The organism is Yaniella halotolerans DSM 15476 (assembly GCF_000420805.1).
GTDB classification, from domain to species: Bacteria; Actinomycetota; Actinomycetes; order Actinomycetales; family Micrococcaceae; genus Yaniella; species Yaniella halotolerans.
The window spans coordinates 75,152-100,716 of the sequence record NZ_ATVQ01000002.1 but is presented as its reverse complement, the minus strand read 5'-3'; the positions used below and the strand labels follow the sequence as shown (position 1 = coordinate 100,716).

The 25,565-nt window shown below is 54.1% G+C and carries 20 protein-coding genes and 1 riboswitch; of the genes, 14 read left to right on the top strand and 6 right to left on the bottom strand.

Translation table 11 applies throughout. The features are described from left to right. Nucleotides 1-8: 8 nt before the first annotated feature. Together G583_RS0108030 and G583_RS15080 are read left to right on the top strand one after the other, a co-directional pair. Nucleotides 9-2,801, top strand: a complete 2,793-nt coding sequence (locus G583_RS0108030; RefSeq protein ID WP_029629396.1) for an alpha/beta fold hydrolase — start codon at nt 9-11, stop codon at nt 2,799-2,801. Further along, nucleotides 2,801-3,811 carry an NAD-dependent epimerase/dehydratase family protein gene (locus G583_RS15080; protein ID WP_022870667.1) on the top strand — a complete coding sequence of 337 codons (1,011 nt, stop codon included), beginning with the start codon at nt 2,801-2,803 and terminating at the stop codon, nt 3,809-3,811. The genes G583_RS0108030 and G583_RS15080 overlap by 1 nt, the downstream gene beginning before the upstream one ends. Here G583_RS15080 and G583_RS0108020 read toward each other — a convergent pair. Continuing rightward, entirely contained in the window at nt 3,808-5,913 is a 2,106-nt protein-coding gene (locus G583_RS0108020) for a DNA gyrase/topoisomerase IV subunit B (protein ID WP_022870666.1), read from the bottom strand. The two genes, G583_RS15080 and G583_RS0108020, sit on opposite strands and share 4 nt — an antisense overlap. 423 nt (nt 5,914-6,336) lie before the next feature. On the opposite strand from G583_RS0108020, the gene G583_RS0108015 reads away from it, so the two are divergent. After that, a complete protein-coding gene (locus tag G583_RS0108015) occupies nt 6,337-6,558 on the top strand; it encodes a DUF7455 domain-containing protein (RefSeq protein ID WP_022870665.1) in 222 nt (73 codons plus the stop codon). 189 nt (nt 6,559-6,747) lie between these two features. On the opposite strand, the gene G583_RS15075 is transcribed toward G583_RS0108015, so the two are convergent. The 3 genes from G583_RS15075 to G583_RS15070 form a co-directional block, all read right to left on the bottom strand. Beyond that, nucleotides 6,748-7,998 carry an RNA polymerase sigma factor gene (locus tag G583_RS15075; RefSeq protein WP_245540605.1) on the bottom strand — a complete coding sequence of 417 codons (1,251 nt, stop codon included), beginning with the start codon at nt 7,996-7,998 and terminating at the stop codon, nt 6,748-6,750. 293 nt (nt 7,999-8,291) lie between these two features. Beyond that, nucleotides 8,292-9,602, bottom strand: coding sequence for a DUF4192 family protein (locus G583_RS0108000; RefSeq protein WP_084677325.1), 1,311 nt, complete (start codon nt 9,600-9,602; stop codon nt 8,292-8,294). Nucleotides 9,603-9,707: 105 nt separating this feature from the next. Continuing rightward, nucleotides 9,708-10,847 carry a PAC2 family protein gene (locus tag G583_RS15070; protein ID WP_022870661.1) on the bottom strand — a complete coding sequence of 380 codons (1,140 nt, stop codon included), beginning with the start codon at nt 10,845-10,847 and terminating at the stop codon, nt 9,708-9,710. 161 nt (nt 10,848-11,008) lie between these two features. Here G583_RS15070 and G583_RS0107990 point away from each other — a divergent pair, with 161 nt between their 5' ends. The 4 genes from G583_RS0107990 to G583_RS0107975 all read left to right on the top strand — a co-directional run bounded on the left by G583_RS0107990 (nt 11,009) and on the right by G583_RS0107975 (nt 16,451). Continuing rightward, nucleotides 11,009-12,562 carry a leucyl aminopeptidase gene (locus G583_RS0107990; protein ID WP_022870660.1) on the top strand — a complete coding sequence of 518 codons (1,554 nt, stop codon included), beginning with the start codon at nt 11,009-11,011 and terminating at the stop codon, nt 12,560-12,562. Between the two features lie 274 nt (nt 12,563-12,836). Beyond that, nucleotides 12,837-14,210 carry a dihydrolipoyl dehydrogenase gene (gene lpdA / locus G583_RS0107985; protein WP_022870659.1) on the top strand — a complete coding sequence of 458 codons (1,374 nt, stop codon included), beginning with the start codon at nt 12,837-12,839 and terminating at the stop codon, nt 14,208-14,210. An 83-nt stretch (nt 14,211-14,293) separates the two neighbouring features. Beyond that, nucleotides 14,294-16,066, top strand: coding sequence for a 2-oxoglutarate dehydrogenase, E2 component, dihydrolipoamide succinyltransferase (gene sucB / locus G583_RS0107980; RefSeq protein WP_022870658.1), 1,773 nt, complete (start codon nt 14,294-14,296; stop codon nt 16,064-16,066). Nucleotides 16,067-16,085: 19 nt separating this feature from the next. After that, nucleotides 16,086-16,451: a hypothetical protein gene (locus tag G583_RS0107975; RefSeq protein WP_022870657.1), complete on the top strand. Its 366-nt coding sequence runs from the start codon at nt 16,086-16,088 to the stop codon at nt 16,449-16,451. A 124-nt stretch (nt 16,452-16,575) separates the two neighbouring features. On the opposite strand, the gene G583_RS0107970 is transcribed toward G583_RS0107975, so the two are convergent. Then, nucleotides 16,576-18,075, bottom strand: a complete 1,500-nt coding sequence (locus G583_RS0107970) for a serine/threonine protein kinase (RefSeq protein WP_084677324.1) — start codon at nt 18,073-18,075, stop codon at nt 16,576-16,578. 95 nt (nt 18,076-18,170) lie between these two features. On the opposite strand from G583_RS0107970, the gene G583_RS0107965 reads away from it, so the two are divergent. Further along, nucleotides 18,171-18,974 (top strand): DUF4191 domain-containing protein, encoded by an 804-nt coding sequence (locus G583_RS0107965; RefSeq protein WP_022870655.1) that lies wholly within the window; start codon nt 18,171-18,173, stop codon nt 18,972-18,974. A 41-nt stretch (nt 18,975-19,015) separates the two neighbouring features. Here G583_RS0107965 and G583_RS0107960 read toward each other — a convergent pair whose 3' ends face one another. Then, the gene (locus tag G583_RS0107960; RefSeq protein ID WP_022870654.1) at nt 19,016-19,426 is read right to left on the bottom strand and encodes an RDD family protein; all 411 of its coding nucleotides are present in this window, start codon (nt 19,424-19,426) and stop codon (nt 19,016-19,018) included. A 157-nt stretch (nt 19,427-19,583) separates the two neighbouring features. On the opposite strand from G583_RS0107960, the gene glnA reads away from it, so the two are divergent. The 6 genes from glnA (at nt 19,584) to ribH (ending at nt 25,548) form a co-directional block, all read left to right on the top strand. Next, a complete protein-coding gene (gene glnA / locus G583_RS0107955; protein WP_022870653.1) occupies nt 19,584-21,011 on the top strand; it encodes a type I glutamate--ammonia ligase in 1,428 nt (475 codons plus the stop codon). Between the two features lie 111 nt (nt 21,012-21,122). Further along, nucleotides 21,123-21,908 carry a spermidine synthase gene (locus G583_RS0107950; protein ID WP_022870652.1) on the top strand — a complete coding sequence of 262 codons (786 nt, stop codon included), beginning with the start codon at nt 21,123-21,125 and terminating at the stop codon, nt 21,906-21,908. Between the two features lie 52 nt (nt 21,909-21,960). After that, nucleotides 21,961-22,097, top strand: a riboswitch (FMN riboswitch). 56 nt (nt 22,098-22,153) lie between these two features. Beyond that, nucleotides 22,154-23,212, top strand: a complete 1,059-nt coding sequence (ribD, locus tag G583_RS15065) for a bifunctional diaminohydroxyphosphoribosylaminopyrimidine deaminase/5-amino-6-(5-phosphoribosylamino)uracil reductase RibD (protein ID WP_022870651.1) — start codon at nt 22,154-22,156, stop codon at nt 23,210-23,212. Further along, the gene (locus tag G583_RS0107940) at nt 23,212-23,835 is read left to right on the top strand and encodes a riboflavin synthase (RefSeq protein ID WP_022870650.1); all 624 of its coding nucleotides are present in this window, start codon (nt 23,212-23,214) and stop codon (nt 23,833-23,835) included. The genes ribD and G583_RS0107940 overlap by 1 nt, the downstream gene beginning before the upstream one ends. Continuing rightward, nucleotides 23,832-25,070 (top strand): bifunctional 3,4-dihydroxy-2-butanone-4-phosphate synthase/GTP cyclohydrolase II, encoded by a 1,239-nt coding sequence (locus tag G583_RS0107935; protein ID WP_022870649.1) that lies wholly within the window; start codon nt 23,832-23,834, stop codon nt 25,068-25,070. Before G583_RS0107940 ends, G583_RS0107935 begins: the two co-directional genes overlap by 4 nt. 7 nt (nt 25,071-25,077) lie before the next feature. Next, nucleotides 25,078-25,548 (top strand): 6,7-dimethyl-8-ribityllumazine synthase, encoded by a 471-nt coding sequence (gene ribH, locus G583_RS0107930; RefSeq protein WP_022870648.1) that lies wholly within the window; start codon nt 25,078-25,080, stop codon nt 25,546-25,548. Nucleotides 25,549-25,565: the final 17 nt, after the last annotated feature.

The window sequence follows — 25,565 nt, the reverse complement described above, 5'->3', positions numbered from 1 at the left end:
TCTCCCCCATGATTTCCCCCAAACCGGCACAAACCCCACATGCAGTACTAGATCCGCAACAGCTGCCGGGATGGGACCCGCAGTGGTCTCGGCTCGTCGAGGCCAACACTTGTGACGGTGCCCGAGAGTTTCACGTACTTGACACCGGCCCAGCCTTGACCGATCTTGGCTTCGGTGCAAACGACGTCGATGCCATCGTGATCGCAGTACACGGCAATCCGACCTGGTCATATTTATGGCGTCATATTGCCCAGGCCAGCATTGATGCCGCACAAGGCAAGGTGGATCTCGGCCCAAGCGCCGGTAAAGCACCCATTATTCGAGTCATCGCACCAGACCAGCTCGACATGGGCTTCTCTGAACGACTCGGACATCCAGGCTTCCCCTCCACTACTGCAAACACCACGTCGTATCGGACCTTAGAACAGCGAATTTCCGATCTGGATGCAATCATCAAAGAGCTTGTTGACGCCTCCAGCAACATTCCAGTCTTTAGTCTTGGTCATGACTGGGGCGGCATAATTTCTCTGGGCTGGGCAACAAACGCAGCGGTCCGTTCCGCCGGCTCTCAAATTGAGCCGACCGGCATGATCTCGCTGAACACAGCCGTGTGGCATGATGAGTCCGATCCAATTCCTGCACCTTTACGGGCTGCCTTAGCCGGCCCAGTCTTAGCAGGCTCAACAGTCGTCACTCCAGCGTTCCTCGATACCACCTTGGCGCTTGGACAACCAGCACTGTCTGGGTCCGTCAAAGCAGCATATAAGGCGCCATACGCTAGCCGTGCGGAGCGTGGCGGGATCGGCGGTTTTGTGGCGGACATTCCAGCCACTGACAGCCATCGTTCCCGTGCCGCGCTGCGAACAGTAGCCGACCAACTCGCCTTGACCGACAAAGCCGCTCTCCTACTGTGGGGCGCTAAAGACCCGGTATTTATCGATCGGTATCAGCACGATTTATTGCAGCGTATCGACAACGTCGAGATCCACCGATATAACACCGCTGGTCACCTCCTTGCCGAAGACCGTGACATTTCTATTCCTCTTCTCGGTTGGATACGCCAACAACTTGACAGAGATACCCGGCCTACCCCTGATCCGGCAGCTGGGCGAGGTTCGGAGGCCGTTGGCGAATACTCTCCGCTCTGGTCTTACCTTGATCAGTGGTCCGGGTCCACAACGAAGGCCATGGTCGACATGACGATCAAGGATGCCAACAGCAGACCCTTCGAAGTCACCTGGGCAAAGCTATCCTCCATGGTTGATGCCATGGCCGTGGGGCTGCGAGAAGCAGGGATGCGTCCTGGCGACCGAGTCTCGATGCTGGTCGAACCTGGCAGGGACCTCACCGCGGCACTCTACGCTGTGCTACGCGTCGGCGGTGTCGCAGTCGTCACCGATGCTGGACTTGGCGTGGACGGCATGACACGCGCTATCAAATCCGCTGCACCGCAATGGATTATTGGTCAAACACCAGGACTTTCTCTGGCTCGGATCAAAAACCTCCCGGGCAAACGACTCAGTGTAAAAACCATGGACCCCCTCGCCAGAAGTATCCTTGGACTCAGTGGCTCGATGTACGGTTTCGCGTCAACTTACGCGGGTCAAAAGTACCGGCCAACCGCACAACATCCTGATCCTGACCCTGCTGATGACGCAGCCATCCTTTTCACTTCTGGTTCGACAGGACCGGCCAAGGGAGTGCGATATACCCACCGAAAACTCTCCGCACTAACGCAGCGTCTCCAACACACCCTCAACGTTGCACCAGGGTCCAGTTTGTTGGCAGGTTTTGCGCCGTTTGCACTCCTCGGGCCAGCGATCGGTGCCACTTCAGTGACTCCAAATATGTCAGTTACCAAACCGGCGACCCTGACAGCCACCGCTCTTGCTGACGCTGCTATAGCTGGTGATGCCACCATGATCTTTGCTTCACCTGCCGCGCTGAGCAATGTAGTGGACACGGCTCATGAGCTCAACGCACAACAACGCGAGGCACTCAAACACATTTCCATGCTGCTATCTGCAGGCGCTCCCGTACCGGTCCCCCTCATGGATGAGGTATTAGAGCTGATACCAAACGCCGAATTCCATTCCCCATATGGGATGACAGAATCACTGTTGGTCTCAGATATCGATCATCACACGCAGCATGCTATCGCCGACCGAACTGATCGCGGTGTATGCGTAGGCAAACCCCTTGACGTTGTTCGGGTAGCGATGGCACCCCTCGATTTCTTGGGACGATCATCGGACCAACTCGTCGAAGGCGATGAAGCGATCAATCAACTTTCTGAAATAGTCATTTCTACACCGCACATGCTGGCTGGCTACGACAAGCTCTATAACACGAACCGGCAGACCCGTGTCGACTCAGTCGATGGTTTGCAATGGCATCGAACCGGCGATATCGGCCATTTTGATGAAGACGGCCGACTTTGGATCGAAGGGCGTACACAGCACATCGTCACACCGGCAACCGGTGCCATCGGTCCAGGAGGGCCCGAGGATGATATCCAACGGCTATCCGAAATCAACCGCGCAGCGATAGTAGGCGTAGGTCCCGCGGGGACACAAGCAATCGTGGCGGTGATCGAACCTCATGATCAGTCTATCAAGCCCGGCTTAGCTCCAACTGCTCTCACTGATGACGTGAGAGCTGCTACTGATGTTGATCTCGCCGCTGTCCTAGTCACTCACAAAGTGCCCGTAGATATTCGACACAATTCGAAAATTAACCGTCCCCTGCTAGCTCAGTGGGCAACCGATGTCCTGGCTGGAGGAAAGGTAGGCACACTGTGATGACTAGCCAGTTCCACTATGTTACTGCAGACCTCACGGGGTACAACGTCCTGGTGACAGGGGCCTCGGGTGTTTTAGGTTCCGGGGTGGCACACGCTTTACGTGATGCAGGTGCTCGCGTGACGGTACTCCAGCGGTCCGCCTCCGGACTCGATGGCGTTCGTGAGATCCAAGGGTCGGTAACCGATCCCGAAGCAGCCCGTCGCGCTGTCCAAGGAGTGGATACCGTCATTCATATTGCAGCGAAAGTATCCGTGTCTGGGCCTTTAGAAGAATACGAACACGTCAACGTTGAAGGCACGCGTACTTTGTTGGCTGCCGCTCAAAAGGCTGGGGTCTCACGTTGGATTCATATCTCTTCGCCCTCGGTGGCACATTCTGGTGCCTCGATTATCGGTGCCGCCGCGGAACCTGCAGACCCAAACACTGCACGTGGCAACTATGCGGCGACGAAAGCCGCCGGTGAACTGCTCGCGCTTGCTGCCGATTCAGCAAACTTCCGAGTGCTTGTCCTCCGCCCTCACTTAATGTGGGGACCCGGTGATACACAACTGACGGAACGTATTATCGACCGTGCACGTGCAAATCGGCTACCGCTCTTAGACGGCGGAACCGCTCTGGTCGACACTCTCTTTTTAGTCAATGCAGTTGAAGCTATTGTCACGGCTATCGACGCAGTCGATACCACCCACGGCGAGGCATTAGTTTTGACCAATGGGCAACCTCGTCCTATCGGCGAGATGATTCGACGTATCGCCGTAGCCGGTGGCGCAAAAGAACCCACCCTGGATCTTCCATCAGGGTTAGCCAAGACTGCAGGCAGCGTCATTGAATCATTCTGGGACGCCGAGGCACGCGGTGACGAGCCGCCAATCACCCGCTTCTTAGCCGAACAGATGTCGACTGCGCACTGGTTCGATCAGCGTCGGACCCAAGAAGTTTTGCAGTGGAAGCCCCGCATCTCCTTGGAAGAGGGCTTCCGACTGACTCAACAGTATTATCGTAACTAAGCGTCGATTTGCTGACGGTCTAGTTCCTCTGCCCCGGAGATTATAAAATCCCGGCGAGGAGCGACATGACGGCCCATCAGCAGTTCAAAGATTTCCTCGGCTTTTTCCACTTCTTCAATGTTCACACGCCGAAGTGTTCTCTGTGCCGGATCCATCGTGGTCTCTGCCAACTGATCCGCGTCCATTTCGCCAAGGCCTTTATACCGTTGGATCGGTTCTTTAATTCTGCGGCCCTCAGCCTCGACGCGCCCTAGAACTTCATGTAATTCCTGTTCGGAATACGTGTAGATCACTTCGTTGGCTTTCGAACCTGGGTTTATGACTTCCACGCGATGTAATGGCGGAACCGCCGCGAAAACTCGCCCCGCTTCCACCATCGGCCGCATGTACCTGAAGAACAGGGTCAGCAGGAGGGTCCGAATATGGGCTCCGTCGACGTCAGCGTCGGTCATCAAGATGACCTTGCCATAGCGGGCCGCTTCCATGTCAAAGCTACGTCCCGAACCCCCGCCAACGACTTGGATGAGTGCGGATGCTTCGGTGTTGCTGAGCATTTCGCCTACTGAGGCTTTCTGCACATTCAAAATTTTCCCGCGAATAGGCAGCAACGCCTGGTAGTCCGAAGACCTCGCGAGTTTCGCGGTGCCTAGTGCCGAATCCCCCTCGACGATAAAGAGTTCGGTATTCTCAACCGATGTAGACCTGCAGTCAGCCAACTTAGCTGGCATTGATGACGTCTCGAGAGCGGTCTTTCGACGTTGGGTTTCTTTGGCCGTACGCGCCATTATGCGTGACTTCATCTCGGCCACGATCTTCTCTAATAGACCATCCACCTGCTGCTTTACAGCACGTTTACGCGATTGCAAGATCTCTGTCAGCTGGTCAGCAACAACCTTGGAAACGATCTGCCGTGCCGCAGGCGTCCCGAGAACCTCTTTCGTTTGTCCTTCAAACTGTGGTTCAGCGAGTCGAACAGTCACTATTGCCGTCAAGCCAGCCAGAATATCGTCTTTTTCAACACGATCGTTACCAGCCTTCAAACGACGAGCGTTTGCTTCGACAGCTTTACGGAACACCTTCGTCAACGCCTGGTCGAATCCAGTATTGTGAGAACCGCCCTTTGGGGTAGCAATAATATTGACAAAACTCCGTATTTTCGTGTCGTAACCGACATCCCACCGCAATGCCACATCAACTTCACAAGAACGCTCAACATCTTGCATATGTGCCTGCCCTGAACTGTCGAGGACAGGAACACGTTCACTGAAATTTCCTTCACCATGGAGACGCCATACGTCTGTAACGGGGTTGAGCTGGGACAGGTGGTCTACGAATTCAGATATGCCGCCGTCATACTGGAACACTTCTTCATGGGAACCGTTTTCTCCTGCTGTGCCAGCAAGTCGACGTTCATCACGTACTGTAATGCGCAGACCTGGAACGAGAAAAGCAGTCTGCCGGGCACGTTGCTCCAGTTCTTCATACAAAAAGCTTGCGTCGGGAGTAAAAATTTGAGTGTCGGCCCAGTAACGCACTTTGGTTCCAGTCGTGCCGCGCTTCGCTTTCCCGACAACAGCAACCTCTGTGCCAGGTTTGACCGCTTCGAAAGCTCCATCAGCGCTGGGCTTTCCCTTATCCATGAACTGCCCTGGTTGGCCTCGTTTAAAGCTCAGTTGATTGACTTTTCCGCCACGGGTTACTTGGACGTCCAAACGGGCAGATAATGCGTTAACAACCGCAGCACCTACACCGTGCAGGCCGCCGGCCGCAGCATAAGAATCAGAACTAAATTTACCGCCGGCATGAAGTTTGGTGAACACGACTTCAACACCCGACAACCCGGTACGTGGCTCAATATCGACTGGAATACCGCGCCCATTATCGGAGACTTCGACCGACCCATCCGCGTACAACGTTATCTCTATTGACTGACCATAACCGCCAAGCGCCTCGTCGACCGAGTTGTCGATGATTTCCCAGAGACAATGCATGAGCCCACGGGAATCGGTAGACCCGATATACATACCCGGGCGTTTACGCACGGCTTCTAGCCCTTCAAGGACTGAGAGGTTTCGTGCACTGTACTCGGATTGTTTGACCACGTAGTGTTTGAGCCTTTCAAAGATGCTTTAGCGAACATGCAACGACCCATCCGAAACTGCACGGATTACCACCATGCTTGCTGTCGGAGGATATATGTAAGAATAATGCGTTCCCGGATTATTTTTGGGACTTTCGCCATTCTTGAACTACCAGCCGAAAGTTTCTCGCACTTCTTTCGCCTCCCGCGGATGGCGCTGGTCAGGTCTTTGAGAAAGATAAATCAAGTGGCACTATAGATCCACTGGTTATGTTTACATGACCGTGTATTCCAACGTTGAGAGTACGCTTTGTTCGCCGGTGGCAACGCAAGCACTTTCAGGCATAATTCTTATGTTTGGTACGTTGTTCTACACAGGAATCGAATAACCTGTCAGGATGGAAGGACCAACCTACAGAGTTTGGACCACAAATTAGGAGGCCCAATGTCCACGGCTACTAGTCTTGAGCAACCTACCCTCAATGCCGCCGATCGTTGCGACCGTTGCGGAGCCCAAGCTTACGTTCGTGCAGTGCTACCTTCGGGTGGTCAGCTGTACTTCTGTGCCCACCACGCACGTCAGGTTGAAGAGAACCTTCGTCCCCAGGCTGATGTGTGGCAAGACGAAACGGACCGCCTTGAGCAGGAGCGTGCAGCAAGTTTGTAGGCCCTGGTTGTTGCAGCTTTAGCTAGTCGGGCTGCTCTGCCGTAGCAAGATAATCCCCGGGGCGGGCCTCAAAACGATGAGGCCCGCCCCGGGGATTTTTGCATGGAGCCGAGCAGGGATGTTGTAGCGAAACGAAAGATGGAGCGGTTCATTGAACCGCTCCATCTTTTCCTTTGCACAATCTTCGGTTTACTCGAGGTAGTCGCGCAACACCTGTGAACGTGAAGGGTGGCGCAACTTCGACATAGTCTTGGACTCAATCTGGCGAATCCGCTCACGAGTCACGCCATAGACTTTTCCAATTTCATCGAGGGTCTTTGGCTGACCATCAGTTAACCCAAACCGCATTGCCACTACACCTGCTTCTCGCTCGGACAACGTGTCGAGTACCGAATGCAACTGTTCTTGCAATAGGGTGAAGCCCACCGCGTCAGCTGGTACAACAGCCTCTGAGTCTTCAATCAGGTCACCGAACTCTGAGTCACCATCTTCACCAAGCGGTGTGTGAAGTGAAATTGGTTCCCGCCCGTATTTTTGAACCTCAATGACCTTGTCAGGAGTCATATCAAGCTCAGTGCCCAGCTCTTCAGGCGTGGGTTCACGGCCAAGGTCCTGCAGCATCTGACGCTGGACTCGCGCCAGTTTATTAATCACTTCAACCATGTGGACCGGAATACGAATAGTACGGGCCTGGTCGGCCATCGCACGAGTGATCGCCTGGCGAATCCACCACGTGGCATAAGTCGAGAACTTAAAGCCCTTGGTATAGTCGAACTTCTCGACTGCGCGGATTAGGCCGAGGTTACCTTCTTGAATCAGATCGAGGAAAAGCATGCCACGACCTGTATAACGCTTGGCCAAAGATACGACCAGGCGCAGGTTTGCCTCAAGCAAGTGGTTCTTAGCACGACGGCCATCTGCAATAACTAATTGCATGTCGCGTCGCAACCGCACGTCGGTATATTCTTCTTCTTGCACCTTGTGCTCAGCGTACAAACCGGCTTCAATCCGAGTAGCCAGGTCGACTTCCTCAGCTGCATTGAGTAGTGCTACTTTACCGATTTGTTTGAGATAATCTTTGACCGGGTCAGCCGTGGCCCCGACAACATTCAGCGCACGCTGCTGCGGTGCGTCTTCTTCGGTCTCCGATACAACGAAACCACCAGCGCGTATAGCCGAGGCGATATCTGGCTTTTCGGGACCTGCAGTTTCTTTGATTTCGGTTTCAACTTTGTCTTCTCCGACGGTTTGTTCTTCCTGAGCACTGTCAGAAGCAACTTCGACGTCTTCGTCCTCGTCTTTGACGTCTAAGTCCACATCGTCGACAATTTCGTCTTCATCTTCGTCTTCAGAAAACTCTTGAGAAGCCATTGTTGCCTTCTTACCATTTTCGGTAGCAGCTGCCTTTGCTGCAGTCGCCTGTTTAGGAGTAGTAGTCACTCAGGTCCTTTCCTCATTGGCAGCCGTATGAGTAACGAGCTCACACACGATCAACACGCCTATGACCCTGTCAAGTCCGTGTTTGGATAATCGTTGGTCCCGTCGGACACTTCCGAGTGTCCGACCGTTGCAAGATCCACGGATGCAGGGTCTCTATTGGGTGTAACGCGCTAGTAGATGGTTTTGTTCCCATCATGACAAAAAACTTTGTAACAAGTTTTTCCACACAGCCGTTAGACCAAAACATTATGCCATAAGACCGGGCTCTTTGCGTCTATGACAGGTGTCTCCATTCATGCGGCGTGTTGCGGACTCCATGCACTTGCCTTTCGGGTGGCCCAACCTGCCACGCGCCCCTGATTTAGGAATTTTTCTAGGTTGGCAAGTGACTGTTCCGTTGGAAAATGTTTCCTCGCTTGCCTTACGTAGGTCATGGCAATACTTCCTCTTCCACGCGCCCATTCAATCCAAACGAGAATGCCCGCCACAACTCCACCCGACCGAGTATCAGAAAGCGGTAGAAGCTGGTGACATAAACGCTCGAGTTGCCGAATCCGTGTCCAATCCGGAGCTCGAGCAGAGCTTCCGTTCATGCAATCCTTGACGGTTAATCCATCCAGAGCATTCGCAGCAAACTCCACGCCATCAAGGATACTTAAGGGGAATTTTTCCAGGGCAGCCATACCTTGGACTGCAGTCTTAAGATCGAAGCAGACCAGAGCAAGTACTGCCTCTCGGACGCGTGCATGTTCCAAGGATTCCAGGAAGGTAGCGACTTGTAGAGAGTCGAGCATTCGAGGACCAGTAGTCACATTGTTGTCCCATAAAACAAGCCAATCTAATACAACATGCGGCTCTTCACGGAACAGCCGATGTGTGTCCGGCACATGCCCGGAAAGCGGTAAGGGCGCGGGCGGAAACAATAAACTACGGGAAGCCGGCAGCCGCTCCTGAGCTGTCAGCCCCTCGGGATCGAGGGCTTGATAGATCGCGGTGTCTTCCGGCTTGCCAACGATTTCACCTTGAATGAAACATTCAGTAGTTGTCGCACACCGAAGGTGCCACAGCCTGCTGTCATTCATGATCCAAGACTGGTCAATTGGTATTCCCTGTAACCCGAATTGGCTAGCGATAATTGAATTCGCGGCACCAGTCACAGATAAAACTTGCTGCGCAGCGATCGTGACGTCATCACAAAGGTAGAGCGCTAAGCACGATGTCGTGCTCGATTCACTGGCCATGAGCTGCCCAAGATGGCGTCCAACTTCTGTTAACTGGAGTTTGTGCGATTCTGTCAACCCGAAATCCATATACGTTACACATTCCGAAGTGTCAGAGCGCAGCATTTGTCGAATAGGCTGTGGCAAATCACATCGTACTACCGTGGAGAGTTGTTTCTCCGTAAATGCCACGAGCACCAGTGAATCCTTGGGGGCAAACCCAAGCGTGCACTGGATATATGCCAGAACCTCTTCGGGGGAACTGACTTGTATTCGATTATTAGCGCCACCCAACTCATTTTTACTGCTTGGAGTTACATAGAGCTGAGGAGCTTCGGGATTTCTACGAGCGTTGGGATTTGAGGGCTGTTTCTTATGCATCATGAATCCAGCATGAAAGAAAATTGTCTTTCCCGGAGCCCGGACTTGACAATTGTGGATAAGCCTACATAGAAGCCACGGTGCTTCTGTTCTAAGACTCAGATAGCGTCAGGATCTTTCGCCTGAATTCGTGCCGTCACCGTCTTCATCATCTGGTTCATCCACAACAAACCAGATCGACCCAGGCTCCACATCGGCACGCGAGGGCCTCATGGGGTCTTCTGGGGCCTTCTTTCTACTGACCTTACCTGTGTATTCCAGAGCATCCAGCTCATCAGAGTTCAGTCCGGCATCATCTTGCTGCACATGATCACTCAGGTATGTCTCCACAGCTGAGCCGATCTCATCAGCATTCGGCATATCCTGATCGCGATTAAGTAGCAGTGAGCGAGTCTGATGTTCTGCCGCGTAGCCGTCGAAGCGTTCTTCTAAGCTGTGCAACATAGAAGCTATTTCGGGTCGGTTCTGCACCTGTTCGGAAATTTGCTGCTCTACGTCTCTACCAGATTCCCGCAGTTCCTCACTGGGCAGCATCAGTTCCATTGCCGCACCTACATATTCCAGCGCCGCGACAGCAGCCTGAGGATAGGTTGCATCAGCGAGATAGTGCGGCACATGGAGGGTGTAACCGCTGACTTTTCGTCCGGCCTCAGCAATGCGCAATTCCAATAGCTGGGCTGCACCCGCAGCAATACGGCCCTTAGGAGACCAGGTAGCTAGACCTTCTAACAGCTCTTCGGCGTTGCCGTGCGTGGTCACTCCTATCGGACGGGTATGTGGAACCGGCAACGGTATAGCATCCACCAAGCTAACCAATTGAACGTCAAACTGCTCGACAAGCATCATGACGGCAGCAACAAAGCGATCCCACTGATAGTCCGGCTCAGGGCCGCTCAGCAAGAGAAATGGCTTCTGCATCTGGTCTCTGACGAGATGTAATTCGAGTTCTGGCGCTTCGTAATCGAAAAATTGCCGGCCATCAAAACGTAGTTGTGGTCGTCGGGAACGGTAGTCAAGCAGTTGATCGGTTTCGAATGTTGCTAGCAGCTGGTGATCCAACCTTTCCAACAGCGCATTCTCTAGTTGCGTCGAAACACTGCCCGCATCAAGATATCCAGAGAACACAACAAGCATGTCTAGGCCATGAAGAGCAGAGTCGTGCGCAAAGGCTTGCTTAGATGAGGCCGTCCCCAAGAACAACTGCTTGGCGGATGAAGACATACGAATCAGATCAATCGGATCGAGCACGCAATCTCCTCACTTTCAGCTTGTATTCAAGCTGCACAAGACGTTTCGTTAACAAAACACTCGGCCAGGTTGGCTTATTCCTTCACCGATGTTCTCCACCGTCGTTATGATGGAGAAGCCAATCAATTCTATTCCGCCAAACACTCAAAGGACGTGATTTCGTGGCTCAAAATGCCGCTACCACTGATTTCATTGCGGAATTCACCGCCAAACTGACAACTACCAAAACTCTTGAAGCAACCGATGCACTCGTGCTCGGCGTTCAGTCAACGGACAACGGGCCCGTAATCGTAGCCCCTGCTCTTGATGAATCCGCTGTTACTGATCTGCAAGATCAACTCGAAACGCTCGGTGTTAAAGGCAAAGCTGACGAAGTCACACGTGTTCCCGGAACAGCAACACAGTTCGAAGCAAAGCTTGTTGTACTGACAGGCATCGGTTCCACTGATGCACCCATCCAGGGCAGTCCGACGTTAGATAATTCCACGCCCGGCAATATTTCTGCAGAGGCTCTACGCCGTGCAGCTGGAGCCGCAACTGCCAAATTGCCCCCTATCACTGATGTCACCCTCGCGTTGCCAGCAGAGAGTGCTGCACACCTCACGGCAGTGGCAGAAGGTGCGGCTCTAGGCACCTATTCATTCTCCGGCTACAAGGCAACCGAAGAATCCGAAGAAGACGTCGAGCATCTCTCCCTAAAATTCGTGACCAGCATTGCCGAAGCGGATGACCTAGTGCAACGCGCAGCTGTCGTAGCACGTGCTACTTTCGTGACACGAGACCTCGTGAACACCGCGCCTTCCCATCTGTTCCCCGGCACGTTCGCTGAGGAAATTGACGCCCTGGTGGCAAGCTCCAAGATCAAAGCGACCATTTATGACGAAGAAGCGCTCGCAGAAGGCGGGTTCGGGGGCTTACTTGGCGTTGGACAAGGATCAGCTAACCCACCTCGGTTGGTAAAACTCGACTACACTCCCGACAACCCTAAGGGCCACATCGCTCTGGTTGGTAAAGGAATTACCTTTGACAGTGGAGGTATATCACTCAAACCAGCGGGCTCCATGGAAACCATGAAAATGGATATGGCAGGCGCGGCCACGGTCGGTGCCGTTGTACATGCTGTCGCTGAGCTCGGCTTGGACGTCCAAGTAACAGGCTGGCTAGCAATGGCTGAGAATATGCCTTCGGCCACTAGCATCAAGCCTTCAGATGTCATTACCCTACGCGGCGGCAAGACAGTCGAGGTGATGAATACCGACGCCGAAGGACGTCTTGTGCTTGCCGATGCTCTGGTCGCTGCTACAGAAGAGAACCCCGACGTCGTCATTGATATCGCGACCCTCACTGGTGCAGCAATGGTTGCGCTTGGTGTTCGCACAACAGGGCTGATGGGACGTGAAGATGTTCGACAGGAGCTCACTACTGCCGCTTCGACAACGGGTGAAATCGTTGTCGAATTACCTATTCCGGAAGAAGCTCGCGGTGGCTTCGATTCCAATGTTGCAGACATGAAAAATACCGGTGAGCGGTTTGGTGGCATGCAAGGTGCGGCTGCGTTCTTACGAGACTTCGTAGGTGAGACACCATGGGCACATCTCGACATCGCAGGCCCTGCCTTCAACGAGTCCGGTCCACGTGGCTACACAGGAAAAGATGCTACCGGAGTAATGGTGCGCACGCTCATTGAGTTTGTGAGCAACCGGGGCAATCGCTAGACAATGACATAACAAATTGGGCCGTCCGAGAAGGGCGGCCCAATTCTAGCAACATACATCACTTAAGTCCGCTTTCTTGCTGCGGTGCCAGAGGCCGGGCGCGTTAACGTGGTACAGGTTATGGAACAACCGCCGTAGGAAGTTATACAGTTAATAGGAAGTGTCCAGCGACTGGCCTGGCGATTCCAGCAGTACAGGATAAGGACGCATGGTTGGAAACCATTTACGAGGACTAATGCGGGGCAAACCTCCGCAAAGATGAGGAGCATCGATCGTGACTGAAACCGCTACAGAATTCGACGTACTAATTCTCGGCGGTGGCTCCGCCGGTTATGCTGCAGCTATACGTGCATCACACCACGGACTCTCCGTAGGAATTATTGAACGTGACAAACTCGGCGGCGTTTGCCTCCACTATGGTTGCATCCCAACCAAAGCCTATTTACACGCTGCAGAAGTTGCCGACTCAGCACGCGCTTCCGAAAAATTCGGCGTCAAAGCTACTTTTGACTCGATTGATATGGCCGCTGTCCGGGAGTACAAAGATAAAATTGTCGACGGCAAGTTCAAAGGTCTTCAGGGCCTGCTGAAAATGCGTAAGGTAACCACCATTGCAGGCAACGGTCGCTTGGTGTCTGAAAACCAGATCGATGTTGATGGCACCGTGTATACCGGTAAACACATCATCCTCGCCTCCGGTTCTGTTTCCAACACGATGGGTCTCACGATCTCCGACAAGATCCTCACCTCAACCGAAGCACTGCAGTTGGACTACACCCCGAAATCGGCAATTGTGCTCGGTGGCGGCGTCATCGGTTCAGAGTTCGCCTCCGCCTGGAACTCTTATGGCATGGATGTCACCATTATCGAAGGCCTTGACACACTCGTGCCGAACGAAGATCCTGCCATTATCAAGCAGCTCACACGTAACTTCCGCAAGGCCGGCATCAAGTCGAACCTCGGCGTATTCTTCGAGAAAGTCGAAGAAACCTCGGATGGCGTCAAAGTCACCCTGGCTGACGGCAAAGAGTTCGAAGCCGATATCTGCTTGGTTGCTACAGGACGTAAGCCAAATACCGAGAACATGGGCTATGAAGACGTCAACATCCCGCTGGATGGTGCACACGTTGCCACGAATGATCGCTTGCACACAGGGGTAGGCAACATCTACGCCATCGGCGACATCGTAAAAGGTAAACAGCTCGCCCATCGCGGTTACCAGCACGGGCACTTCGTCATCGAAGAAATCATGGGCAACAACCCTCTGAAAGTCGAAGACCGCAATATCCCTGGCGTGACATTCACTACACCAGAAATTATTTCGGTCGGCATGACAGAGCCTGTCGCCCAGGAAGAATTCGGTTCCGATAACGTTGAAACCGTCGAGTACAACCTCGCCGGAAACGGCAAATCAACAATCATCGGTACAAGCGGTATTGTTAAGATGATTCGACAAAAACATGGTCCAATCGTCGGCGTGCACGCAATCGGTGACCGAATCTCAGAACAAATTGGTGAAGCACAGCTGATCGTCAACTGGGAAGCATACCCAGAAGATATCGCCCACTTCATCCACGCACACCCAACACAGAACGAATCACTGGGTGAAGCAGCAATGATGCTCAACGGATTCCCGTTGCACGCCTAGTCCACCATGGTGGTTTTGCCACCTGTGCTTAAAGCACTGAACGTGTGAGCATTCGAAGAGGAATAGAGAGGAAACCGGACGTAATGTCTGAAACCATTACTCTGCCAGAACTGGGCGAATCGGTTACTGAAGGTACCGTTACCCGTTGGCTAAAAGAAGTCGGCGACACCATCGAAGTCGACGAACCCATCGTGGAAATCTCCACCGACAAAGTCGACACCGAGATCCCATCCCCGGTCGCTGGAACAGTCCTGGAAATTCTCGTTCAGGAAGACGAAGACATCGAGGTCGGCCAAGGCTTAGCCGTTGTTGGTGAGGAAGGTGAATCTGCAGCTGACAGCCCAGCGGATGACTCCGCCGCGGAAGAAGCGCCTGCCGAAGAGGAGCCTACTGAGACCGCAGAGTCTACGGAGGAATCCGCTGAGACATCAGCTCCGGTGGCCCAAGAAGAGGCACCTGCTTCAGCGTCAGCAGATGCTCAAGAAGTCACCCTGCCAGAACTGGGCGAATCGGTTACTGAAGGTACCGTTACCCGCTGGCTAAAAGAAGTCGGCGACACCATCGAAGTCGACGAACCCATCGTGGAAATCTCCACCGACAAAGTCGACACCGAGATCCCATCCCCGGTGGCCGGTACTGTTCTGGAAATTAAAGTTCAGGAAGACGAAGACATCGAGGTTGGCCAAGTCCTAGCTCTCGTAGGTTCTTCCGACTCGGCGCCAGCAGAAGAAGCTCCACCAGCTGCTCCGGCTCAGAAAACTTCGGAACCAGAGCCTGCCGCAGAGAAGCCAGAACCAACACCCGAGCCTGAACCTGCGCCAACTCCAGAACCTGAGCCTGCGCCTACCCCTGCACCAGCTGCAGAAGAGACGCCAAGCTCTCCTGACGACACGCCACGCGGTGACGGCTACGTCACTCCGCTAGTGCGTCGTTTAGCACGTGAGCAGGATGTCGATCTAGACCAGGTCACCGGAACAGGTGTTGGCGGTCGGATCCGCAAGCAAGACGTACTTGCCGCTGCAGCAGCAAAAGAGTACGAATCTCGTGGCGATCAGACAGCAGCTCCCGCAGCTGCTTCACAGCAGGCTTCACGCCCAGCGCCTAAGGATCCGACCTCTTCGATCGATCCGTCCAAGCGTGGCACGACAGAAAAAGCTTCTCGCATCCGTCGCGTCATCGCTGATCGCATGGTCGAATCACTGGATACCTCAGCCCAGCTGACACAGGTTCACGAAATCGATATGACTCGAATCGTTAACCTCCGTAATCAGGTGAAGGAGCGGTTCAAAGCTGAAAACGGCGCTAACCTCACATTCCTTGCCTTCATTACCCAGGCAACAACTGAAGCACTCCGCGCCCACCCGGCTCTGAATGCTCAGTACAACACTGAGACCCAGGAGATCACCTACCACAGCACCGAAGACATCGGTATTGCAGTAGACACTGAGCGCGGTCTCCTCGTGCCAGTCATCAAAAACGCAGGTAACTTGAATTTGGCTGGAATAGCCAGCTCGATCTCAGATGTTGCCTTGCGTACCCGCGACAACCAGGTCAAACCTGACGAATTGTCCGGCGGCACGTTCTCAATCACGAACCTCGGCTCATTTGGTGCACTGTTTGATACGCCGGTCATCAACCAGCCACAGGTAGCGATCTTGGGTCCAGGAAACATCGTCAAACGCCCAGTTGTTATGGCAGACGCCGACGGCAATGATTCTATCGCTATCCGTCACATGATGTACCTGTCACTCACCTATGATCACCGCATCGTAGACGGAGCAGACGCAGGTCGATTTATGACCACGCTGAAGAACCGTCTCGAAAGAGCTGAATTCGGTGGCGAGCTAGGCCTCTGAAAGGAACCCCGGCAGAATAATGACTATCGTCACTACGATTTTCATCGCAGTCCATATCCTGTCGATGGCAGCGATTGTTGGGGGTTGGTTAGCCAACTTTAAGAACCCAACGGTCACTATCTCACAGTGGTACGGTGCGATCTTCATGATCATCTCAGGAGCGGTCCTCTTCGGGCTAACGGAGATGAACGGTATTGGGGATCCGGCGCAACGTATCAAGCTGACGATCAAACTGCTCTTGGGCCTCATGGTCTTTACTACCGCCCTCCTGGGCCGTCGTAAAATCAACCGAGGTCACGAGATTTCTACAGGTCTGGCACATGCTACGGGTGGCACTGCCATCATCGCAGCCCTCGTGGCAACACTATGGCGCTTCGATATGTAGTGGAGGTTCCATTGCAAAAAACCGCAGAGTTCGCTCTGCGGTTTTTTCTTTGCCAAATAGCAGTGATGCACCAAATCCCAGCTAATTCATAGGACCGCTAATGACTGCTGCAAGGTGGGTGACGTCATGGCGCTGCGTCTGTGATCTTCCACCCCTCAGCTGTCTCGTGCAAAATCAAGTCAATGTTTTGGGAATGTGGTTCGAATTCTTCGATAACATCCCCAGCAGTATCTCGCTGTGTATACCGATCCATCCGCCAGTCCACGGTGACTTTTGCGTAATCAGCTGTCTGCGCTGCCGCAAGGACTGTAGCTCGCATTCGTATGCCGTCGAGACTATGACCGGCTTCAGCGAGCGACTCCAATAGATCGCGGTCTTGACTCTGGATTGCAGAATCAGGTGCCGCGTAGGTAGTGCTAAGGGACGCATCTGCGTTGGCCCAAGCAGTACTGCGGGCTTTAGCTAGTGCATCAATGACGGCCTGGAAATCCACTTGGTGTGGGGCCTCGACTTGCTCTTCTTTCCGTACGTCTGAGGCAACTTGCTCCACATTGGGCGTTGCGTAGATACTCGTTACTATCACTCCCCCGGCTAAAATGAGCGCTCCTAATCCCAGTACTAATCGACGAGGCTTAGGACTCGTTAACCGTACGGCATTCGCTGGCGGGCGGGCTTTGGCCTGCTGCCGTTGGCGCTGTTTTCGTTTGCGACGTTTCGGCGTCCCCTGAGTTAAAGGCTTTCTAGTGGGCAAAAGCAGCTCGTATTCTTCCCCCACTGCCGGGAATAGGTCAACTGGCTCCGGTTCCTCCCAGTGTGGGACAGCACCCATCAGTTGATTCAAGCTGGGGCGTCGTGCAGGGTCTGCCGATAGTGAGGCTTCCAAGAGCTCAATGATGTCAGTAGCTAAGTTTGGGTTCATAGTTACCAAGGGCACCCTTGCATGGGGTGGCCCCGGAATCATACCGGTTAGACAAAACCACCCAATAGCCCCAAGGGAATAGACATCTGCCGCAGCGCCCAGCCCTTCGACCTGATTGGAAGGGCCCAAAAGCTCGGGTGCTGTGAAACCAGGTGAGCCGGTCTGTGTATAAGCGTGGGCCGTTGCCCTGACAGCTCCCAAATCAATCAGTACCGGTCTGCCCGTCAGATCAAAGAGTATGTTTCGAGGTGAGATGTCACCGTGGACGATTTGCAGCCCCTGAAGATACTGAGCCACCTGGAGCATGGCCGATAGGACTGTGACAGTCTGCGCAGTACTCAGAGACCCCGCGGATGCCACGAGATGTGCTAGTGAACCGGCAGGTAAAAACTCCCAAAACGTAGCGTGGGCCGTACTCAATGCTGGGGCTAGTTCGCTTGGCGAAATCAGATTCTCATGGTGCAACCCCGCGGCCAACTGCGCTTCCTGCGAAAGCGTAGTCGCATCCACGTCTGTTTTAGGAGTCTTGCACGCAACATAGTGTGAACATGATGCGTTGTGCAAGAGCCAGACATGCGCGGTAGAACCGCTACCCAGGTGCCGAATAACTCGCCAGTCGTCGAGTGCGAGTAACTGTGGCGGTGCGAATTTCGTTGCTATTCGGGTACTGAGTAGATCCGATGTTCTATCTGTGGGCGAATTCACGGTTTATCTCCTCGGACAGGTAGGCTCTATCATGCCCGAAAATGCAAAGGTCAAATTAAGTTGTCCACAGGGGTTAGGGCTAGAATAGGTTTATCATGGCTGAACAAAAATCTTCCGGCGCAGCTCAAGCGCCCAAAAAGGACCTCAAAACCGTTAAGGCTGAGCAGAAGGCTCGTCGTAAGACTGAAAAAATTGAGGCGAAAGAGGCTAAGAAGGCCAAGAAGGCTAATAAGCGCGGCTTCTTCAAACAAATTGCCGACGTCTTTAAAATGACGCGGAAGTTTGATCCATCAATTATCTGGTGGATGGTCGGTGCGTTTGTCGCCGCCCTCTTGATCGGTCTCATCATCGGTCTACTCACGGGCTCTCCCGTGCTCTGGACACTGATGTTCATTCCTCTCGGCCTTCTCGCCGCGATCATCATTATGAACAAGAAGGCTGAAAAAGCCGCATTTGCCCAGATTGACGGTCGGCCTGGTGCTGCTGGCGCGACGCTGTCGCAGTTGGGCCGCGGTTGGGTTGTTGAAGAGGACCCGGTTGCAGTTAACCCAAGAACCCAGGAGACTGTTTTCCGTGCGGTCGGAAAAGCCGGTGTTGTCCTGGTAGCCGACGGCGACTATAACCGTGCTAAGAAACTAGTGGAGAAACAACGCAAGCACCTTGAGCGGTTCTTGCCGAATGTGGAGATCCGCACGGTTCAAGTTGGCCACGGCCCCAACGAAGTTGAGTTGCATGAGGTCAAGTCCACGATCAAGCGGATGAAGAAGACCCTAAACCGTCACGAAGTTCGCGCTGTTGAGCAGCGTATCTCGTCTATGCCGGTCAACAACTTGGGTATACCGAAAGGTATTGACCCAAACCGAATGCGTCCAGACCGCAAGGCTATGCGCGGTCGCTAATCGTTTAAGCCACTGTCACTCAACTGGCCGGTGCCGTGTGATTACATATGAATCTCTACGGTGCCGGCCAGTTTGTCGTGCAGACCACGACTATCACGATCAATGATAAGAACCGGCAGAACCAGGATCAGTAGAACCGCTCGTATGGCTGCTTGATATAGCTTGATTGTGGATCCTCCAAGCTGCACCACCTGAATTCTAAACACTCGTTTACCCAGTGTCGTAGCGAACAGCCACAACAAGGCGAAATGTAAGAACAAGAAGGTGGCCAGCACGACCCACTGGTTGCCTGGCGCTATGATCATGCCGACGCCGCTCGCCACGAACCAGTCGATGAAAACCGCTCCGAGACGACGCGGATACGAAGCCATCGAGGCCGGCCCTGATTCAGGGAGTCCAAGGAATTGACCAGCCCAGCGTGGCTCTTGCGAAGAATTTTGTCCGTTACTCATCAGCTCTAGCCTAATAGCTTTGTTACAAAGCATGCGCATTGCATGTTTAACGCATGTGTATTGCGCCGCAATCTCGCGTTCTGAAGACTCAGAACTTCAATGTGGTCTGATTAGTCGTTAAGCTTGTACCAACTTATACGCAATGAATGGAGTGACAATGTTCACCTCACCCGAAGAAGTCTTATCCTATATACAGGACGAGGACGTCGTCTTTGTAGATATCCGGTTCACCGATATGCTCGGGGGCCAGCATCATTTCAACGTCCCTGCCGAATCCGTAGACGATGACTTCTTCACCATCGGGCAGCTCTTCGATGGTTCTTCCATCCCTGGCTTCGCCGGTATTGCCGACTCGGACTTGCAGCTGATCCCTGATGTAGGCACTGCTTTCGTTGACCCTTTCCGCAAACACAAAACCCTGTGCATGTCATTTTCGATTCTGTCACCACGCACAGGCGAAGCTTACGTCCGTGACCCTCGATCCGTCGCGCAACGTGCAGAAGATTATGTGGCGTCGACCGGTATCGCAGACACCGCCATCTTTGCAGCCGAAGCAGAGTTCTACATTTTCGACGACGTACGATTTGAGACACATCTGCCAAATCGCTCTTTTGCGTCTGTAGATTCTGACGAAGCTTTCTGGAATGACGGAAAAGAAATCGAGGGTGGCAACCTTGGTCACCGGAACCGAACCATGAAAGGTTACTTCCCGGTTTCTCCGGTTGATAAACACGCTGACCTACGCGATGACATCTCACTGCTTCTGGGGCAAGTTGGACTTGAAGTCGAGCGTTCACACCACGAAGTTGGTGCAGGTGGTCAAGGCGAAATTAACTATCGCTTCGACACACTGATGCGTGCAGCCGACGATGTCCAACTTTTCAAATACATCGTCAAAGGTGCTGCAGAACAAGCCGGCAAGACCGCAACCTTTATGCCCAAACCAGTATTTGGCGACGGCGGTTCAGGTATGCACTGCCACCAGTCGCTGTGGATGGACGGTGAGCCACTGTTTTACGACGAAACCGGCTACGCCAACCTCTCCGATACGGCACGGTGGTACATCGGTGGGCTGCTGAAACACGCGTCAGCGGTCTTGGCGTTTACCAACCCGACGGTGAACTCCTACAAGCGCCTCGTCAAAGGTTTCGAAGCCCCCGTCAACATGCTGTACTCCCAGGGTAACCGCTCAGCAGCAGTCCGAATTCCAGTAACCGGATCGAATCCGAAGGCAAAGCGCTTGGAATTCCGCGCACCGGACCCATCAGGCAACCCGTATCTCGGGTTTGCTGCCCAGCTGATGGCCGGACTGGATGGTATTCGCAATCGTATTGAGCCCGCAGAGCCAATCGATAAGGATCTCTACGAGCTCCCGCCAGAAGAATCCCAGAATATTCAGCAGGCACCACGGACGCTGGAAGAAGCCATCGACGCTTTGGAAGAGGACCATGAGTTCCTGCTTGCCGGCGATGTTTTCACCGAAGATCTCGTAGAAACCTGGATCCAGCTCAAGCGTGACACTGAAATCGCACCGATGCAGGCGATGGTTTCACCGATGGAGTTTCAGCTGTACTACTCAGTCTGATCGAACAGGTTATCGCACTCACCAACAATCCCGGTCCGCAGCTGCCAACTCGGCACGTGCGGGCCGGGTTTTGTTCTATGCGACCACACTTTGCGTTTACGCTAGAAGATCATGACTACCTTTTCCAAGCACGCCAAGATCGTCCCCTCCGAATTTGACGACGGTTGGATCTTAGAACTCGACGGCGACATTCAATCTCACGTCGACTTAGCCGATCCAAGGGTGATTCGTTTTGAATACCTCCACCGGATCGCCAATGTTATCGACACCAGTTGGCCAGCCAACCGAGCCATCAAGGTACTACATCTGGGCGCCGGCGCCCTCACACTCCCCCGGTATGTTCAGGCCACCCGCCCGGGCTCCCATCAGACCGTCGTCGAGCTCGACCCACAGCTCATTCCGCTCGTAGTCGCCGAACTCCCGTTACCCGAAGGCACGCAGCTGGAAGTGGTAACTGGCGATGCCCGGGCCCAGGTTCAAGCCATGAAAACGCAATCCTTCGATGCCATCGTGGTTGATATTTTTACCGGTGGAGACACTGCTGAGCATCTCACCGGTGAAGGCTTTTATCGGGAACTTCTGAGTCTCTTGACGCACCACGGCGTGCTGCTAGTGAATATTGGGGAGGACGAAGCCGGCTTACGGTTTTTTACTACGCAAGCTCAGGCGATGGATAGCGTGACTCACCAACTTCATGGGGTGTGGACGCTAGCCGACGCGTCCACACTGGTACACCGGACTTCGGGTAACGCAGTGCTGGCTGCAGGCGGCGGATTACCTAGCGATCCTGATGCCCAAGAAGGTTTGCGTTCTCGGCTATCGGCAGCAGGACCACACCCAGCGACCGTCCTCACACCGAGCGACACAGCGTCATTGCTTGAGAATCTCAATAGTTAACTTTCATGAAGTTACAGAGTGCCGAATGTGACCCAGACCGTGTACAGTAGTGAAAGTGTTCCGGGGTCGGTGAGAATCCGAACCGGCGGTAAAAGTCCGCGACCCCCGCGCCCGCGGGGTTGAATCAGTGAAATTCTGATACCGACGGTGATAGGTATAAAGCCTTAGTCCGGATGAGAGGAACGCGCTGCTGTCAGCAATAGCAGCCATTCCCGGCGCACCTGTATCAAGGAGTTAGCCGCCGGATGTTATCTCACACCCAGCTTTCGTCTGCGATGCAGCGTGCCATCACGCTTGCACAACGCGGACCGTCCGATGATATTAATCCTCAAGTCGGATGCGTGATCGTTGATGCGGCCAATTCAGTTGTTGCCGAAGGTTACCATGCCGGCGCCGGTTCGGATCACGCCGAAGTAGCAGCCCTCAAGAACCTGGATTCACAACTCAATCCGGTGGGCCTGACTGCAGTCGTCACACTGGAACCATGCAACCACACCGGCACCACGCCACCATGTGTTGAGGCCTTGCATACCGCAGGGATCGGGACCATCGTGTATGGCCAACCTGATGTCGGCCAACGTTCATCGGGTGGTGCAACCGAACTTTTTGCCCGTGGTCACCGTCTGATCGGCGGTGTGGAATCAGAAGCGACCGCTACACTGTTGCGCGACTGGCACCAGCGCACCGAACAGACCCGTGGCCGAGTCATCGCGAAATGGGCTCAGTCGTTGGACGGTCGGCTTGCCGCGGCTGACGGTTCCAGCCGGTGGATCACCGGCGCAAAGGCACGACGTCACGTACATTTACAGCGCGCATTGGCCGATATCGTCGTGACCACCACCGCTACCGTGTCTGCCGATAATCCCGCTCTGACCGCACGGGATGAACATCAAAACCTGTTAGTCGCACCGCAGGACCAACCACTACCGGTCATCTTCGGGACCGGTACTGTCGCAGACGATGCACTGGTCCACCAGCATCCTGCCTTGATCTCACGAGGCCTTGCTCGGGCCCCGCAATTTTCTGGACAGGACCTCAGAAATCAATTCGCGGGTCTTTCCAAGTACATCGATGCGACCCCGCGAGTATTCCTGGAGGCCGGTCCTCGATTCACCACAGCAGTCCTCGGCCAGCATCTAGCCGATGAACTGTTGATCTACACCGCACCGCTGCTGCTAGGCGGGCCGCACCATGCAGTCGGTGAGTTGGGGATAGAAACCCTCACCGACGCCCACAAATTAGTTTTCTCCAGTATGCATCAACTCGATGCAGATACCGTTTCCACTTTGCGTAAGGACCACTAGTGTTTACCGGCATTATCCAGACCCGAGGCAAAATAACTGCCGTCGATCAAACCTCCCCCGCCACGTTAGCAATGACGATCCAGGCCCCAGCGGTCCTCGCTGATGTCCGCCGCGGCGATTCAATTGCAATCGACGGTGTCTGTCTTACAGTTACAGATTTTAGCGAGCAGCATTTTACGGCTGATGTCATGGTCCAAACCCTGCGCCTAACATCGCTGGGCGCCATGAATCCAGGCGACGAAGTCAATGTCGAACCGGCGATGGCAGCAACCGATCGATTTGGAGGCCACATCGTCCAGGGGCATGTGGAGGCGACTGCCACGATCAACGAGATCGAGCCCGGGGCACAATGGACCCGCATCCGCATAAGTTTGCCCGAGCGGTTAGCACCGTATCTGATCGACCAAGGATCCATCACCGTCAACGGTATCTCACTGACGGTTGCCAAAGTTTCCGAACCTCACGCAGTAGAGCACTGGTTCGATATCTTTCTCATCCCCGAAACACTTGAAGCGACCACGCTGGGTACAGCTGAGGTTGGCGATGTGGTCAATTTGGAAACCGACCTCCTCGCTCGCCATGTCGCTCGTATGCTCCAGTTCAACACCAAAGAGGAAAAATGAAACTCGCCACCATTCAACAAGCCATTGATGCGATTGCGGCAGGTCAACCGGTTATCGTCGCCGACGATGAGGACCGCGAAAACGAAGGTGACCTGATCATCTCCGCCGAGCTTGCGACCCCCGAATCGATTGCCTTCATGGTCGAATATTCTTCGGGACTGTTATGTGCGCCTATGTCGGACGAAGTTGCCGACGGGCTCGAACTTCCCATGATGGTCTCTCAGAACCAAGATGTGCGCCAGACGGCCTACACGGTGACCGTCGATGCCGCCGAAGGTGTCACTACAGGTATCTCGGCAGCAGATCGTTCGCACACTGTAAACCTCTTGGCCTCCCCCGACACTGCGCCGTCTGATTTGAACCGTCCAGGGCATATTTTGCCGTTACGCGCCGTGTCCGGTGGTGTCCGGCAGCGCCCTGGCCACACCGAAGCAGCTGTCGAACTTATGGGGCTGGCCGGGCTGTCGCCGGTCGGTGTTATTGCTGAAATCGTTGCCGACGACGGCGATATGATGCGTCTGCCCGGACTCATCGAACTCGGGGCAGAACATAATATTCCGGTCATCACCATCGAAGCGTTGGCCGACTACTTGAACACCAACCACCCCGAGACCGCTCCATCCGAGATCATCCACCGGCACGTATCGCAACGTGCCGAGGCACTCGTCCCCACCACATTCGGACCATTGACCATGAAGGTCTACCGCGACCGCAAAGCCGGGGTCGAACACCTGGCACTTGTCGGTCCGGATACCGTGCTGGCCACGGATGAGCCCACCGTAGTCCGGGTACATTCTGAATGCCTCACGGGTGAAGCCTTCGGTTCGTTGAAATGCGAATGCGGGGCACAACTGGATTCAGCATTAGAACATATCGGTACACACGGCGGCATTCTCATCTACCTACGCGGTCATGAAGGACGCGGCATCGGCCTGGGAAACAAAATCCGGGCATACCAGCTCCAGTCCACCGGTTTGGACACGATCGAAGCGAACGAACACCTGGGCCTACCGGTTGACGCCCGCAGCTACACGGCGGCTGCCGAGATCCTGGACACCCTGGGTATTAATAACGTCAAGTTATTGACGAACAACCCGGATAAGGTCGACCAGCTGCAAGCAAACGGCATTAACGTCTCCGAACGCATCGGGCTGGTGGTTGGACGACACCCCGAAAATGCTGGCTATCTAACCACCAAAGCCACAAAACTCGATCACATCATCCCAACAGAATAGGAACATCATGGTCAAACACGGCGCACCCCAATTAGCAGTTGACGCTACAGGATACCGCGTTGCTATTATCGCTGGCTCTTGGCATACCACCGTCATGAACGGACTCATCGACGGTGCCACCGCCACCCTCGAAGCGTCCGGTGCAACCCGCAGGTTGATCACCGTAGCCGGGTCCTTCGAAATACCACTGGCCGCACAAGCTGCCCTCGCCAACGGATACGACGCCGTTGTGTGTCTCGGTGTCATCATCCGCGGCGATACGCCTCACTTTGATTTTGTTGCAGACGCGGTGACCTCTGGGCTTACACGCGTGCAGTTGGACGCTGGCAAGCCGGTTGGCTTCGGTATTCTCACCGTGGATAATGACGCCCAGGCACTCGACCGTGCTGGACTAGATGATTCCTCCGAGTCCAAAGGTCAAGAAGCCGCGGAAGCTGCCCTACAGTTGGCTGTAACGGTGAACGGGCTTGCGGAATAATCTGGGCCTCACTGGGC